Annotated in this window: 15 protein-coding genes and 1 pseudogene; 7 read left to right on the top strand and 9 right to left on the bottom strand. The window is 69.3% G+C overall.

Annotated elements, in window-relative coordinates:
* The first annotated feature begins 268 nt into the window (after positions 1-268).
* On the top strand, positions 269-1,615 hold the full coding sequence (locus ACZ7DE_RS30015; protein WP_470766602.1) for a chloride channel protein: 1,347 nt from the start codon (positions 269-271) through the stop codon (positions 1,613-1,615).
* A gap of 159 nt (positions 1,616-1,774) precedes the next feature.
* On the opposite strand, the gene ACZ7DE_RS30010 is transcribed toward ACZ7DE_RS30015, so the two are convergent.
* From ACZ7DE_RS30010 to ACZ7DE_RS29990, 5 genes are all read right to left on the bottom strand, one after another.
* Positions 1,775-2,002: a DUF5133 domain-containing protein gene (locus ACZ7DE_RS30010; protein ID WP_470766600.1), complete on the bottom strand. Its 228-nt coding sequence runs from the start codon at positions 2,000-2,002 to the stop codon at positions 1,775-1,777.
* Positions 2,003-2,114: 112 nt separating this feature from the next.
* Entirely contained in the window at positions 2,115-2,534 is a 420-nt protein-coding gene (locus ACZ7DE_RS30005) for an SHOCT domain-containing protein (RefSeq protein WP_470766598.1), read from the bottom strand.
* A gap of 119 nt (positions 2,535-2,653) precedes the next feature.
* On the bottom strand, positions 2,654-3,001 hold the full coding sequence (locus ACZ7DE_RS30000; RefSeq protein ID WP_470766597.1) for a carboxymuconolactone decarboxylase family protein: 348 nt from the start codon (positions 2,999-3,001) through the stop codon (positions 2,654-2,656).
* A 729-nt stretch (positions 3,002-3,730) separates the two neighbouring features.
* A complete protein-coding gene (locus tag ACZ7DE_RS29995) occupies positions 3,731-4,615 on the bottom strand; it encodes a restriction endonuclease (RefSeq protein WP_470766595.1) in 885 nt (294 codons plus the stop codon).
* Positions 4,616-4,763: 148 nt separating this feature from the next.
* The gene (locus tag ACZ7DE_RS29990; RefSeq protein ID WP_470766593.1) at positions 4,764-5,195 is read right to left on the bottom strand and encodes a cupin domain-containing protein; all 432 of its coding nucleotides are present in this window, start codon (positions 5,193-5,195) and stop codon (positions 4,764-4,766) included.
* A 473-nt stretch (positions 5,196-5,668) separates the two neighbouring features.
* Here ACZ7DE_RS29990 and ACZ7DE_RS29985 point away from each other — a divergent pair, with 473 nt between their 5' ends.
* A complete protein-coding gene (locus ACZ7DE_RS29985; RefSeq protein WP_470766591.1) occupies positions 5,669-6,652 on the top strand; it encodes a helix-turn-helix transcriptional regulator in 984 nt (327 codons plus the stop codon).
* 112 nt (positions 6,653-6,764) lie between these two features.
* Here ACZ7DE_RS29985 and ACZ7DE_RS29980 read toward each other — a convergent pair whose 3' ends face one another.
* On the bottom strand, positions 6,765-7,379 hold the full coding sequence (locus ACZ7DE_RS29980) for a TetR/AcrR family transcriptional regulator (RefSeq protein WP_470766589.1): 615 nt from the start codon (positions 7,377-7,379) through the stop codon (positions 6,765-6,767).
* 97 nt (positions 7,380-7,476) lie between these two features.
* Here ACZ7DE_RS29980 and ACZ7DE_RS29975 point away from each other — a divergent pair, with 97 nt between their 5' ends.
* Entirely contained in the window at positions 7,477-8,418 is a 942-nt protein-coding gene (locus ACZ7DE_RS29975; protein WP_470766588.1) for an alpha/beta fold hydrolase, read from the top strand.
* Between the two features lie 138 nt (positions 8,419-8,556).
* Here ACZ7DE_RS29975 and ACZ7DE_RS29970 read toward each other — a convergent pair whose 3' ends face one another.
* Complete coding sequence (locus ACZ7DE_RS29970; protein ID WP_470766586.1) at positions 8,557-9,384, bottom strand: NAD(P)H-binding protein; 828 nt, start codon at positions 9,382-9,384, stop codon at positions 8,557-8,559.
* 112 nt (positions 9,385-9,496) lie between these two features.
* Between ACZ7DE_RS29970 and ACZ7DE_RS29965 the strand changes: the two genes are divergently transcribed.
* The 4 genes and pseudogenes from ACZ7DE_RS29965 to ACZ7DE_RS29950 all read left to right on the top strand — a co-directional run bounded on the left by ACZ7DE_RS29965 (position 9,497) and on the right by ACZ7DE_RS29950 (position 13,270).
* Entirely contained in the window at positions 9,497-9,889 is a 393-nt protein-coding gene (locus ACZ7DE_RS29965) for a winged helix-turn-helix transcriptional regulator (RefSeq protein ID WP_470767077.1), read from the top strand.
* Between the two features lie 507 nt (positions 9,890-10,396).
* A complete protein-coding gene (locus ACZ7DE_RS29960; RefSeq protein ID WP_470766584.1) occupies positions 10,397-11,200 on the top strand; it encodes an alpha/beta fold hydrolase in 804 nt (267 codons plus the stop codon).
* Positions 11,200-12,494: pseudogene (locus tag ACZ7DE_RS29955) on the top strand (PP2C family protein-serine/threonine phosphatase). Before ACZ7DE_RS29960 ends, ACZ7DE_RS29955 begins: the two are co-directional and overlap by 1 nt.
* Positions 12,495-12,769: 275 nt before the next feature.
* On the top strand, positions 12,770-13,270 hold the full coding sequence (locus ACZ7DE_RS29950; RefSeq protein WP_470766582.1) for an ATP-binding protein: 501 nt from the start codon (positions 12,770-12,772) through the stop codon (positions 13,268-13,270).
* Between the two features lie 106 nt (positions 13,271-13,376).
* Here the strand turns inward: ACZ7DE_RS29950 and ACZ7DE_RS29945 are convergent, their stop codons facing one another.
* Together ACZ7DE_RS29945 and ACZ7DE_RS29940 are read right to left on the bottom strand one after the other, a co-directional pair.
* A complete protein-coding gene (locus ACZ7DE_RS29945; RefSeq protein ID WP_470766580.1) occupies positions 13,377-13,730 on the bottom strand; it encodes a hypothetical protein in 354 nt (117 codons plus the stop codon).
* Positions 13,727-14,454 (bottom strand): cytochrome c oxidase subunit I (locus ACZ7DE_RS29940; RefSeq protein ID WP_470766579.1); only part of this gene is annotated, 728 nt, incomplete at its 5' end. The genes ACZ7DE_RS29945 and ACZ7DE_RS29940, both read right to left, overlap by 4 nt.

Genomic DNA, 14,454 nt, shown 5'->3' with positions numbered 1-14,454 from the left:
CCCAGCACACCGGCCAAAGCCGTCATCGCACTCACGTCCCGCGACGAGCACCGAGTATGCGACCTCCCCACAGCCCCGGCTCCACCGGGGGCGACCCACCGACACCCGTGAGCCTCACCAATTCCCGGCCGGCGCCTCGGTATGCTCCCGAGGTTCTCGGCGCGAGCGCGAGCGGGTGAATCGCGAGCAGCCACCAGAGTCAGGACACGCGCAGGTCAGCGGCCGGTGAGACGGTCAACGAGGTCCGCATCGAGAGGAGGCACTGCGCATGCCGGTCGCCAGGACTGGATCCGAGGCCGCGTCCCCCCAGGACCCGCTGACGCTCCTTCGGAGCCGCCAGTACCTGGTGCTCCTGGTGCTGGCCGCACTGATCGGCGTGCCGGTGTCCGCGGCGGCGTTCGGCTTCCTTGCACTGGTCGGCGAACTTCAGCCACTGATCTACACGGATCTGCCCAAGTCGCTGGGGTTCGACGGAACGCCACCGTGGTGGCCGCTGCCGCTGCTCGCGGTCGGGGGACTGCTCGCCGGGCTGACGATCCAGTACCTGCCGGGGCACGGCGGCCATGAACCGACAGCCGGGTTCAAGACCACAGGACCGCCCACACCCATCGAGCTGCCCGGCATCTTCTTCGCCGCCCTGGCGACCCTCTGCTTCGCAGCTGTCCTCGGACCCGAGTCGCCCCTCCTGACGCTCGGCGCGGGGCTCGCCGCCGGCGCCTTGCGGATGGTCAAACGGAACCCTCCGGAGCAGGTGAGCGCGGTGTTGGGCGCGGCCGGCAGTTTTGCAGCCGTCAGCTCGCTACTGGGATCGCCCCTGCTCGGAGCATTTCTCCTGATGGAAGCCTCGGGTGTGGGCGGGCCGATGATGGCGCTGGTGTTGGTGCCCGGCCTGCTGGCTGCGGGCATCGGTGCACTCATCTTCGTCGGTCTGGGCAACTGGACCGGGCTGGGCACCTACTCGCTGGCACTGAACGACGTGCCCGAGGCCACGAGGCCGACAGCGGCGGAATTCGGCTGGGCTCTGGCCATCGGACTGTCGGCCGCACTCGTGGGCGTGGGCATCCGATGGCTTGCCATCCGGCTCAAAACGCGCGTCGAGAGGCGACGAGTGCTGGCCACGGTGGTCATGGGCCTGGTCGTGGCGGGGCTGGCGATCGGCTACGCGGAGGGCACCGGCAAGGCAGCGACCGACGTGTTGTATTCCGGGCAGACGGCATTGGATCCACTCCTCACGCGCAGCACCGCGTACTCGGTGGGCGCGTTGTCGCTGCTGGTGCTGTGCAAGGGCCTGGCCTATTGCGCATCGCTCAGCAGCTTCAGGGGAGGGCCGATCTTTCCCGCGATGTTCGTGGGAGCGGCGGGCGGCATCCTGTTCTCCCACCTGCCGGGGCTGAGCCTGATCGCGGGGTTCGCGATGGGCATCGGAGCGATGAGCGCCGCGATGCTGAGGCTTCCGCTGGTCTCGGTCCTGCTCGCCACGCTGCTGATCGGCTCACAGGGGCTCACCGTCATGCCGCTGGTGATCGTCGCGGTCGTGGTCTCGTACGTCGCGACGGTGAAGCTGACACCTCTTCCCCCGGAGCCCGGGGAAGAACCGGGGCCGCGTCGGCCGTAGCCGTTGTGACCGTGCCGGCGCCGCTCACCGCGGTTCAACGACTCGCCGACGTGGCCGCACGCAAAGTGGTCGGTGTGGGCAGCGCGGGAACCCACTGCTCATGCAGGCGTGTTTGGCCGGCGGAGCAACGTATCCGGTGCTCCTACGCCGGGTGCGTGTTCAGCGGCGGGCAGGCTGATGTCGTGTCATCGCGGCGGCCAACTGGCGACGGGCCACGAACAGTGCCGCATCCAACTGGCGGGTGCCGGTGACCACACACAGCGTGTACGTCGCGTCCTCGAGCCGCCGGTCGGCTTCCGGGCTGCCGCCGGCCGCGGCGTGCCGTCTGAGCCTCTCGCACCGCTCGACCAGCTCCCGCAGAAGCGAAGGGTTTGCCACCACCGTCATGACTGCCTCCCTGTGCCAGACCATGGCACTCCTGGGCTCTACCGCCGGCCCGGCCCCTGCCGGCCGGCGCCCGTCGTCGGGTTCGGACCGACGGGCTTGCCCCGCACGGCACTTACGAGTGGAGGACCTTCTCCTTGGCCCGGCGGAACTCCTCGTCGGAGATGTCGCCGCGGGCCCTGATCTCCGAGAGCTTGGCGAGTTGGTCCGCCTCGCTGGCTGGGCCGGTGGCGCCGGCTGTCTCGCGGATGTAGCGGTCCGTCGCCTCCTTCTGGGCCCTGGCGTGCTCCTGTTCACGCCTGCCCATGTTCTTGCCGCGGGCGATGAGGTAGACGAAGACGCCCAGGAAGGGGAGGACGATCGTGAAGACCAGCCATCCCGTTTTGGCCCATCCGCTCATGGAGTCGTCGCGGAAGATGTCGACGATGACGCGGAAGAGCAGGATGATCCATATGACCCACAGGAAGATCCACATGATCGTCCAGAAGGCGCCCAGGACCGGGTAGTCGTAGGCAAGGTTCACGTTGCTGCCCATTGCTTCTCCTGTGTCGTGGTGTCGTCCGGGTCGAGGTCGCAGTTGGTGCGGGAGGAGGGGCAGGGACCTCTGGCCGTTGCCCAGCCGGCCGGGACTCGCCGCCCCGGCCGGGTGCGCCGTCACTGCTCGTCTTCTCCGGGGATTTCCAGCCCGAAGGCCTCGCCGATGGCACGGGCGGCGGACACGACCCGGGCGCTGCCCACCACGGGGGCGATCGCCACGAGCGTTCCCTGGACCTTCTCCAGCGGCACGCCGGCTTCCGCGGCGGTGCCGATGTTGAGCAGGTATGAGGGAGCGGAGGCGTCCATGGCAACCAGAGCCGCGATGCGTGCCAGCAGGTACGTCTCCTGGTCCAGTCCGGACCGCTCGAACGTGTCGAGCGTCATCTGGACGAGCGTCTCGAACACCGGCGCGTCGGCCTCGGCGAGGGCGGCGACGCCGCTTGCCCCGGTCTGTTGCTCAGCCATCTCGGACCCCTTGTCTGGTTCTGGCGTTCCGGTTGACTTCTGTCTTCAGGAGAGCCCCGACGGGTGTCGGCCCGCATCACCCGGAGCGGATGAATGGCCGGAGGCCGACGACCGGGTTGCGCGGCTGTGCCCGAGGCTGCGGCGTCGAGCCTGGCCCGCCCCCCTCCCGTGACCGCAGGGACCAGTTCTCCGGTCCAGTCGGTCACGTCTCCGGTCCAGTCGGTCACGGCGATCATCGCGACGCGGCTGGGAGAACCTTGGAGGCTTCGAAGCGGCCCGCATCCCGGCGGCCGTCACGGCTCCCCTTCCTGGGCGGTTCTCGGCCGGGGGCCCGCAGGACCTGACCAACGTGCGGATCCCCCAGTCGGGTGGTCCACTGGACGAGGAGGACCTGATCCGCATCCTGGACGCTCGTAGATGCCGTGACGGAGGAACTTGCGCTCGCTCGCCGGCACGATGGCCCGGCCCCTGTTGACCGTGGCTGACCTGTGCGTCCGGCACGGTTGCGGCACGAGCCGCAGTCGGCGGCAGTCAGCTACCACCGGCGGGTGCGCGGCCGGCGGGCACCCGTAGGCCTTGTTGGGACCTTGTCGCCCTCAGCCTCGCCACCGGTTGGGCATGGACCTTCGTTGTCCTGGCGCGGGAAGTCAGCCGTGTTCGTGTACGCCTTGGCGAGCCGATTATGAGGGCTGCTGGACACCGGCGGATGGGGAGTCCGGCGAGGTCAGGTCAGCCAGCCGCAGCAGCCCTGGCCCGAGCACGGCCCCGGGCATTCGATCGGATCAACAGGGTCGCAAGGCCGAGGGCCACAATCGTGAGGATCCAATAAGCGTTGTTGTCCCGCAGATGCCGGTTCATCATCCAGCTCAAGGACAAATCGATGAGGACCAGGCCGGCGCCCATGGACACGAAGCTGTGCTGGTTCTTCGCCCCCATCCCCCAGAAGATCAGGATGAGGGGAATCACCAGCAGTCCGATGGTCATGACGACCGTGTTGGGCCAGGGAATGACCGTGGACTCGTGGGGAACGGCAACGGCTACGACGGCCAGGACCAGCCCCAGGACGATCCGGCCCCATCTGCGCGTCTTCAGCTCATGCCGTGGGGGCTCCGAGGGTTGCGGAGCGGATGCGGCCGGGGTGATGGCAACCGGAATGAGGGGCAGGGGGTGCGTCGGAGCCGGGGGCGTGACGGGGGCCGGCGGTTTGCCGACGCGCCGGGCAACCTCGTTGACGGGGTCCATCGCCCCGTCAAGGGCGTAGACGAACAAGGCGATGTCGTTGGTGTCGGCGTATTCGATGGCGGTGGCGGCATAGCTACTGCCGGTGAAGAAGAACAGCTGCTTGTGCATGTCGCGGCCCCGGGCGCCGAAAAGGTTTTGCAGCTCAGGGCGGCCGACCGCCGCGGCCTGGTATTTGACCTGTCCCAGGGCGCGGCGCGAGCGTACGTCGATACCTCCGTCGGCACCGCCTGGCGTTGCCCGGGCGTCACTGAAGCCCCAGTGACGCATCCATACCGCGGCGTTGTGCTCGGCGTCCTGCCAGGACTGGATCTGTCGCCTGGCCGGCGGGGCAGCTGATGTCACGGTACGGGGATTCTCACTGGTCACAGACATGAAGTATCACAGGGCTACGACATCCGACCTCGGCAGGTAGCCCCCGTGACGGTGGCCGCCGCTCGGCACGTTCGGTCCCTCCCCTGCACGGTGAGGGCACACCTGCATCGTGTACGGCGACACCGGCTTGGTGCAGCCTTGATCGAGTTCAGGGCCGCCGGTCGGACCCACGGTCCCGGCCGTCCCCGGCGGACTGGATCCGCATGCCGGGCCGACGCCGGTGAACGGTCAGGTACGCCATGCCCTGCCGGCCTGCGACGAGGGCGCGGGTGGATCCGTGGGGCAGCCAGACGAGGCTGCCTTCGCCCAGGGGACACGGCCCGTCGGCGGTGACCAAGGTGCCGTCCCCGGACACGACCAGCAGGAGGACGTCGAGGTCCGGCTCGGCATGGGTTTCGACGCGCTGTTCGGCCGGGATGCGGACGATGTTGGCGTCGAGCTGGCGACCGGGCTCCGACAATCGCCACACCGCGCCCGTCGATGCCGAACCGAGCTCCTCCAGCGTGCCGGTGTCGAAGAGAACCCGAGGCACCGGCGCTCCGCCGGCCGGGGTCGAGGAGTCGCCACCTGACACAGTCATCGCTACCACCATCCGATGCGTCTTGCCTGGTCGATCACCGGCGTGGGCCGGCCCTCTGCCAGGAGAACACGATCACCCTTCGCGAAGATCGTCCCGGCGGAAGTCGGCTGACGCAAGATCGATCTCTTTCCACAGCCGTCCGGGGTCCCGCTCCTGCATGGGACGACAGCTCTCTCACCGTGTCACACCCTCGCCGGCGGTGGCCTGCAGCCTGTGGCACCCGCGCCCAGCTTGACCCGCGAAGGCCGGGCCGCCCACGCGGCCATCAGGAGCGCACGGGGGAGGGGGTGCGCCCGGTTGCATCCTGGTCCTCGCCGAGAAGGACACCGTCCTTCACCGCGCCAGTGCCAGTGCCGGCCCCAGCATCGTTGCCGGCAGCATGGGCACCCGTGATGAACGCGACGCATTCGGAGTGATCTCCACGTGGAAGGATGCCGACGGAAGTGCCGTAGTGGGAATCAGGGATGGACGGAATGATCGGGAGCGTGTTCCGCACCGCGGACGTGCCGGCGGACCACCGGTTCGACTCCTGGTGGGAACTGATCGGCCAGACCCGCTCAAGCGACATCACCAGCGTTCACGCCGCCGACTTCTGGGCGGAGTACCGATTGATGGAGCTGGGGCCGGTGGCCGTGTGGTCGGCGTCGTTCCTGCCGACGCGCTTCCGGCGAAGCCAGAAGATGGTGCGTCAGTGCGACCCCGAGATGTACCACCTGACGCTCCTGCTGGACGGCGGGCTGGCTGTCGACCACGCCGGGCGGATCGACAGGTTCCGTCCACGTGACCTGCACCTGGCCGACAGCTCACGGCCCTACGACGTCCGGTCGACGGACGACTCGGAGAGCCGTGCCGTCAGAGGAGTGGCCGTCGACTTCCCCAAGGCGCTGCTGCCCCTGCCACCGCACCGGGTAAGGGAGTTGCTGGGCCGGGGGTTGTCGGGACGGGAGGGCCTCGGCGCCGTGCTGACGGACCTCCTCGTCAGCCTGGACAGACAGGCCGACACTCTCCAGCCGTCCGACGCGCCACGTCTGGGCACCGTCGTGCTCGACCTGATGTCCGCCTGGTTCGCCCAAGTGCTGGACGCGGAGACCGCCCTGTCCGAGGAGGCGCGCAAGGCGGCCACGGTGGAGGGCATCCGGGCGTTCATCCGGCAGAACCTGCACGATCCGAAGCTGGCGCCGCCCGTGGTCGCCGCCGCGCATCACATATCCCTCAGCTACCTGCACCGGGTTTTCCAGCAGGCGCGGGGCGAGTCGGTCGCCGCCTATATCCGCAGTCAGAGGCTGGAAGGCGCCCGCCGCGACCTGGCCGACTCCTCGCTGCGCTCCACTCCCGTCTACGCCATCGCCGCCCGCTGGGGCTTCCTCCACGCCTCCGACTTCACCCGCGCCTTTCGCACCGCTTACGGCCTCTCGCCCACGGAATACCGGTTCCAGGCGGGGCCGGTACCGCAGTAGACGCGCAGCGAGCGCCGACGTACGGGTTGCCACGACAGGGGTCGGCCGAGGGCGGGAGGCGATGCGCCCGTCCCGCACGCTCACGCGCGATGTACGTCATGTCGGTCGGCGGTCATGGCCGCAGCCGGAAGGCCAGCCCCTCGAAGTAGCTGCGGTGCACTGCCGTCAGGTCCGTCTGCTCGGGGTCCAGCAGCCACAGCAGGTGGGCTCCCTCGATGAACGCGGCCGTCTCCGAAGCCAGGATCACCGGGTCCAGGTCGGTGCGGGCCGAACCGTCGGCCGCGGCCCGCGTGAACAGGGAGACCAGATGGGCCCGTAGGGCCCGGCCGCGGTCACGGAACCAGGTATGGAGTACGGACCCGGGCTCGAGGTTCTCCGCGGTGAGGGTGACGTGCAGGGCGGCCAGTTCCCGTTCGGCGGAAGCGGTGTGCTCGGCGTCCCGCACGAACCAGTCGAAAGCCTGCTCCAGGGTGGGTTCGGTGCCCGGCGCGATGGACAGTCGTTCCAGGGCGCGCCGGTCGGCCTCCTCCATGACGGCTTTGACGAGTCCCTCCTTGCTGCCGAAGTGGTGGATGAGGGCGGACGGAGTGGTACCGACGCGCTCGGCGATCGCGGCCACTCCGGTGCCCCGCACTCCCTGCCGCGCGAACAGTTCGATCGCGGCGTCGACCATGGCGCGGCGCCGCTCCACGCCCCGCTTCTGCACTTGTCCCTTGACTCCGGCCATGGGGATCAGGGTGCCCGGCGTGCAGCCGCCGCGTCCAACTCGCGTCCGGCGGGAAATCCGGTGCGGCGCGTGCACCGAACCATTATATTGAATGGTCATGCAGGAAAATGAACTGAAGAACACCGACGACGCGTACCTGACGGGTCGTGAGCGCATGGTCCGTGCGGGCGACCTCAAGCTGTGGGCAGAGGATTTCGGCGACCCGGACCACCCGACGGTGCTGCTGGTGATGGGCGCGCAGGCGCAAGGCGTCCAGTGGAACGACGGCATCGTTCGTCGCCTGGTCGACGGCGGGCGACGGGTCATCCGTTACGACCACCGCGACACCGGTCGCTCTTCCACCGTCGACTTCGCGGCCCAGCCGTACACCGTCGCCGACATGGCTTCCGACGCACTCGCCGTCCTGGACGCCTTCAGGGTCGAACGAGTCCACCTGGTGGGCGCCTCGCTCGGCGGCATCATCGCCCAGCGGTTGGCCGTCACGCACGCGCACCGGGTGCTGACCCTGACGTGCCTTTCGTCCCAGCCCCTCGGCACGGACACGGCAGCCGTGGTGCAGCGCGTGCTGGCGGGCGAGCCTCCAATGCCCGGCGAACTGCCTCCGCCCAAGCCCGAGTTGCTGGCCGCCCTCGCTTCGGCCTTCCCCGAGCCGGACGTGGGCCTGGACGACTACCTCGCCGCCCGGCTGACGCTGTGGCGTGTGCTGCACGGCACGGTACTGCCCTTCCACGGGGACGAGTACCGGGCGATGGAGCGGCTGGTGTACGGGCGGGCGCGGGACCCGCGGGCGGCGCTCAACCACGCGCTCGCCGGAGCCGCCGGTACGGGCTCCACCGCGGAACTGGCCTCCGTCACCGCTCCGACGCTGGTCCTGCACGGCACCGAGGACCCGATGTTCCCGCCCGCGCACGCCGTGGCCACCGCCGCTGCCATCCCCGGCGCCCGTCTGGTCATGATCGAGGGCATGGGTCACACCCTGCCCACGGAGTTGGACGACCGTCTGGCCGCCGAAATCCTGAACCACACGGGAGGCGCATGAGAAGCCCGTATGGTGCGGGATCTGGCTCCGCCGAACGGGGCCGGCGCTGCCTGATGCGGCACTGGCTCGGCCCCTTGTCGCACGGCCCGACGTCGAACGCGCGTGTCTCGATTGAGTCCACGCCTGCCGTGCGGCCTCCTATTTGAAGGCTGCGACGTTGCGTGCAGCCCACTGGGCGAAGGTGCGGGGCGGGCGGCCGAGGACGCGCTCGACGTCGGGGCTCACCCGCTGCTCGGCGGCTTTCGGCGTGCCCAGGACGTCCAGGGTGGCCTCCACGATCGGCTCGGGCATGAACTGCAGCATGTGTGCCCGAGCTTCCGCGCGGCTTTGCTCGACGAACGTCACCGGCTCGCCCAGCGCGTCGGCGATCGCTCTCGCCTGCTGGCGGGGTGAGACCGGCGCCGGCCCGGTCAGCTCGTATGTCCTGCCGCTGTGGCCGGCGTTCCGCAATGCCACGGCAGCGACCTCGGCGACGTCGGTCGGGTCGACGGTCGGCAGCGCGACGTCGCCGAACGGCGCGCCGACCCTGCGTTGCGCGCGGACCGTCTCGGCCCACTGCAACGTGTTGGAGTCGAAGCCCCCCGGCCGCAGCAGTGTCCATTCCAGGTCCGACCGCGTGACGGGGTCCTCAAGTGTCGAGGGGTGGCTTCCGGTGCCAACGCCTTGGGAAGAGAGCAGGACAACCCGGCTGATCCCGCCCGCCCGCGCGACCTTGAGGACGTCGCTGACGCTGCCACCGGCCGATACGAAGTCGCCCGAGGTCAGCAGGAACAGCGCGTCGGCGCCGTCGAATGCGGGCGCGAGGCTTTCCGGTTCGGCCAGGTCGGCCTGATGGTGCCGTGTGCCGGCCGGAATGTCCCGTGCGGAGATTCCTCGCGACACCGCCGTCACCTGTTCGCCGGCCGTGACGAGCGCCCGCACCAGCGGCCGCCCGACGTTGCCCGTAGCTCCGGTAACCACAATCACTTTCGCTCCCGTTGACGAGTATTTTCTTTGGGCCCAACGGAAGCTACCGGCACGGGGATAGTAGGTACCTAGAGGAAAGTAATGGCGAGGAGGGCTCATTGTGACCCACGACATGACTCCGGCGGCTCGTGCCGGCATCGCCCCCGAGCAGGCGTGCCCGATCGCCCCGGTGGTCGACATCGTCTTCAGCCGCTGGACCACTCCGATTCTGTGGGCGCTTCATGAGCATGGACGGCATCGGTTCGTGGAGCTGGAACGCCGCATCGCCACCATCACCCCCAAGGTGCTGGCCGAACGGCTGCGGCGGATGGAACGCGACGGGCTCGTCGTGCGCACCTATTACCCCGAAGTGCCACCGCGGGTGGAGTACGAGATCAGCGAACTGGGGCGCAGCCTGTCGCCGCTGTTCGCAGCACTCGCCGACTGGTCGGTCAACCTGGACGAGGTGGAGCAGGCCCGGCAGGAGTACGACGCCAAGGAGCGGCCCCGTGGCCGTCGGAGTTGAGAGACCTTCGCTCAGCCGTGGTGGAATCCCGGGCCCAGAGCCCCGGTGATCACAGAGCCCCGGTGATCACAGCCGCAACTCCGTGATCGCTGGGCGGCCGGGCAATGGGCGACTTCCATCACATCGTCGGGCAGCACCGGACGGGCCTGAAGTGGGGGCCGCGATCTTCATCGGCAGCGGAAACGCACCGGCTCCACGAGGGTGCGCCGGCCAGAGGGGCCGGGTGGTCGGACGAGGTGCAGCCGGCCGGGGCCAGGGGGCGGGCGGGGTGCCGCGCCCGGTGTGCCGCAGGCGTTGCGCCGGGCGCCGTGACGATCCGGGAGGCAGTGTGCGGGGCGGCGCGAGAGCCGGTGACCGAGCCGCTTACGGCTTCGGGCGTGACCAGCACCTTGCGCGGCCGGAACGACTGAGCCCTGTCATATGCGCAGAGTGTGAAGGAGGCGGATAGGGCGGGCGCTGATGCGTCGCCCGGCGGGAGTGGCGGGTGACGTCTGAGAGGGTGGGGGTATGGAAATCGATCGCAGGAACAACGTCACCGTCACCGGCAACCCGCAGGGGCGGACGGTGGTGCTGGCGCACGGGTTCGGCTGCGATCAGAACATGTGGCGGCTGACGGTGCCGGCGCTGGTCGAGGACTACCGGGTGGTCCTGTTCGACTACGTCGGTTCGGGCCGCTCGGATCCGTCCGCGTTCTCGGAGGACCGTTACGCCGACCTGGACGGCTATGCCCGGGACGTCGTCGAGGTCTGCGAAGCACTCGACCTGCGCGACGCGGCGTTCGTGGGGCACTCGGTCAGCGCGATGATCGGGGTGCTGGCCGCCGCGATGGCTCCGGAGCGCATCGGGGCGCTGGTGATGGTCGCTCCGTCTCCGCGCTACATCGACGACGACGGTTACCGGGGCGGCTTCAGCGCCGAGGACATCGACGAGCTGCTGGCGTCACTGGAATCGAACTACCTGGGCTGGTCGGCGGCGATGGCACCGGTGATCATGGGGAACGCGGAGCGGCCCGAGCTCGGGCAGGAGCTGACGAACAGCTTCTGCGCCACCGACCCTGACATGGCGCGCGTCTTCGCCCGGACCACATTCCTGTCGGACTCGAGAGACGACCTGAAGTCCGTACAGGTGCCGACCCTGGTACTGGAATGCACCCAGGACGTCATCGCGCCCCGCGAGGTCGGAGCCTTCGTCCACCAGGCGATCCCCGGCTCGACGCTGGTCACCCTCGACGCGACCGGGCACTGCCCCCACCTCTCCGCGCCGGAGGCCACCAACGAGGCGATCACCGCCTTCCTGGCCGGCTTGCGCTGATGTGCCGCACCGGGCAGCAGCCCGACCCGCAGGGCAAGGGCGACGAGGCGACAGCGGATGCGGCGTTCGCCGCGCTGCTGGAGGACAGTGCCGAGGAACTGTACGAGAGCGCGCCCTGCGGGTATCTGTCCACGCTGATGGACGGCACCATCGCGAAGATCAACGCCACGCTGCTCGCCTGGCTCGGCCTGGAGCAGGAGGCTGTGGTGGGCCGTATGCGGTTCACCGACTTGTTGACCGTGGGCGGCAAGCTGTACCACGAAACGCACTTCGCGCCGCTGCTGCGGATGCAGGGCGAGATCGGCGGCATCGCCCTGGAGATCAAGCAGACCGGCGGCGCCCGGATGCCGGTACTGGTCTCCTCAGCGGTCAAACACGGAAGTCATGGCGAGCCACTGCTGATCCGCACCACCCTCTTCGACGCGCGGGACCGCCGCGCCTACGAAGCCGAACTCCTGCGCGCCCGGAAGGAAGCGGAGGAAGCGCATCGCCAGGCGGAGGCCGACCGTGCTCGGCTCCAGGACGCCCTGGCCGTGCTCCAGCAGTCGCTCCTGCCCGAGTCCCTGCCGTCCGTGCCCGGGATGGAGGCGGCCGTCCACTACCGCGCGGCCTCTCCCGACCGGCTCGGCGGCGACTTCTACGACCTCTTCCCCATCGACGGCAAGCGCTTCGCCTTCTTCCTCGGCGATGTATGCGGCAAGGGCCCCCAGGCCGCCGCGGTCACCTCGCTGACCCGCTACACCCTGCGCACCGCCGCCCTGCACGATCCTGATCCCGTCGCCGCGCTCTCCACCCCAACAAGGTGCTTCACGAGCGTTACACCGGCGGCGATCCGCGGTACTGCACCACCATATTCGGCATCGTCGAGCCGGACTCCACGACCGGGCAGGCCACCGTCCGGATCGCCTCGGGCGGCCACCCCTCGGCCCTCGTCCTGCGTGCGGACGGCACCGCCGACTTCCTGCCCACCCCCGGCGGCTTCCTCGTCGGCGCGCTGCCCTCCGCGCGCTTCGCCACCGCCACCACGCTCCTCGGACCCGGCGACACCCTTCTGCTGTACACCGACGGTCTCACCGAAGCCCGCACGGGCCAGGACCGCACCACGCTGTACGGGGACGAGGCCCTGCGCGCCTTCGTCGCCGACCACGCCGGCGAACCCCCGCCCGCCGTGATCGAGGCCCTGAGCGGCCTGCTGGACGACTTCGGCGACGGACTCGACGACGACACCGCCCTGCTCGCCTTGGGAATTCCCGCGGCCGACCCCAGGACCGAAAGCCCCGCACAGGCACGCTGAAGATCACCACCCAGGAGGCCACGACCGGTCACGACCGCTCCCGTTCTGGAATTCATCGGCGAACTCGACCACCTCGACGCCACTGAGCTGCTGGACCTGCTCATCACGAATCCCCTCCACCCTGACAGCGACGCGTGCCCGGTCCCGTCCGCCGGGGGCTCTCCTACGGCGCCATCGGGAGTGTCCACGGAATGCGCGGTCGGTATTCGGGTAAGCGGAAGGACGGAAATGGCGAAAAGGGCCGAAGATCGGTGAACGCGATGAAAGAGCCTCGTATGGTCATCCCGCTGAGGAAGCAGACGGCAGGGAAGCAGGGTACGAACGAGGGCGCCCCACTGCGCTACGGCGCGACCTGGGGGGACGGCGCTGCCCGCGCCGCGGACGCCCGCCGGGCCCTGCGCGCCTTTCTCGGCCACGCGCCGCGAACCGGCCGCGAAGCGGTGCCGACGGCCCTGGCGGCGGACGCCGAACTCGCCGCGAGCGAACTGGTCACCAATGCCATCCTCCACGCTCCGGGTCCCTGCGGGATAACCCTGCAGCTGTCCAGCGACGAGTTGACGATCACCGTGTGGGACAGCTCCACCGAGAAACCGGCGCCGAAGAAGGCCGACCCTCGCCGCATCGGCGGTCATGGACTGCACCTGGTGCACACTGTCAGCGACAAAGTCGTCGTCGCCCTTCGCGCCACGGGGAAACGGGTCACCGCGCATCTGTCCCTGACGCCGCAGACCACCACCGGCTGCGGGACCCCCTTCCCGGCGTTCCTCCCCGCCTGAACACCGCCGTCCCGCTCCCCGGCCGACACCGGCACCGCGGCTCCGCAGCCGACAACGCAGACAGCCGCGACCGCGTCGGTCGATCCGACGCCGGCCACACCGCACCTCAGGCGACTGCCACAGTGGCGACGAGCGCCGTCGCCGCAAGCAGGACGCCCCCCAACAGACAGCAGGCGAGGACGCGTTGCCGCAGACGGCGGTAGGTCTGCTCGTACTCGTCACGCAGTTCCCGGCCCCGTTCGGCAGTGCGCTGCCACGACAGGCAGCTGAGAATGAGGTACTCCTTCTCGAACTGCCGTGCCACCTCCTCGCGTTGCCCCACGGTGAGCCAGTCGAGCCGGGCCGAGAAGCGTGCGGCGGCCGTACGGCCCTCCTGGCGGGCCGCGGCGATGAGCAGATGCCCCTCGATGTCGTTGAGAAAGCCCCCGGTGTCCAGGGGGTGTTCCTCCATGGCTGTCATGGGGCGACCAACTCCCTTTCCCTGGCGGGGCCGTCGGGGTGGTGCAGGTCGAACGCCGGGGATTCACTGCGAATGCGCGGCAGGGTGAGGAAGTTGTGGCGCGGCGGCGGGCAGGAGGTGGCCCACTCCAGGGAGCGGCCGTAGCCCCACGGGTCGTCGACGCCGACCGGCTTGCCGTTCTTGGCGGTCTTCCACACGTTGTAGAAGAACGGGAGCATCGAAGTGCCGAGCAGGAAGGAGAAGATCGTCGAGACCGTGTTGAGGGTGGTCAGGCCCTCCACGGCCAGATAGTCGGGGATCCGGCGCTGCATTCCGTTCACGCCCAGCCAGTGCTGGACCAGGAAGGTGCCGTGGAAACCGATGAACAGCGTCCAGAAGGTGATCTTGCCGAGGCGTTCGTCGAGCATCTTGCCGGTCATCTTCGGCCACCAGAAGTGGAAGCCGGAGAACATCGCGAAGACGACCGTGCCGAACACGACGTAGTGGAAGTGGGCGACGACGAAGTACGAGTCCGACACGGCGAAGTCGAGCGGTGGGGAGGCGAGCATGACGCCGGTCAGTCCGCCGAAGGTGAAGGTGATCAGGAAGCCCGTCGCCCACAGCATCGGCGTCTCGAAGGACAGCGAGCTCTTCCACATCGTTCCGATCCAGTTGAAGAACTTCACGCCGGTGGGTACGGCGATGAGGAACGTCATGAAGGAGAAGAACGGCAGCAGCACTCCGC

The sequence above is a fragment of the Streptomyces sp. NPDC037083 genome (assembly GCF_055606485.1).
This window is presented reverse-complemented; position numbering and strand designations above follow the sequence as displayed.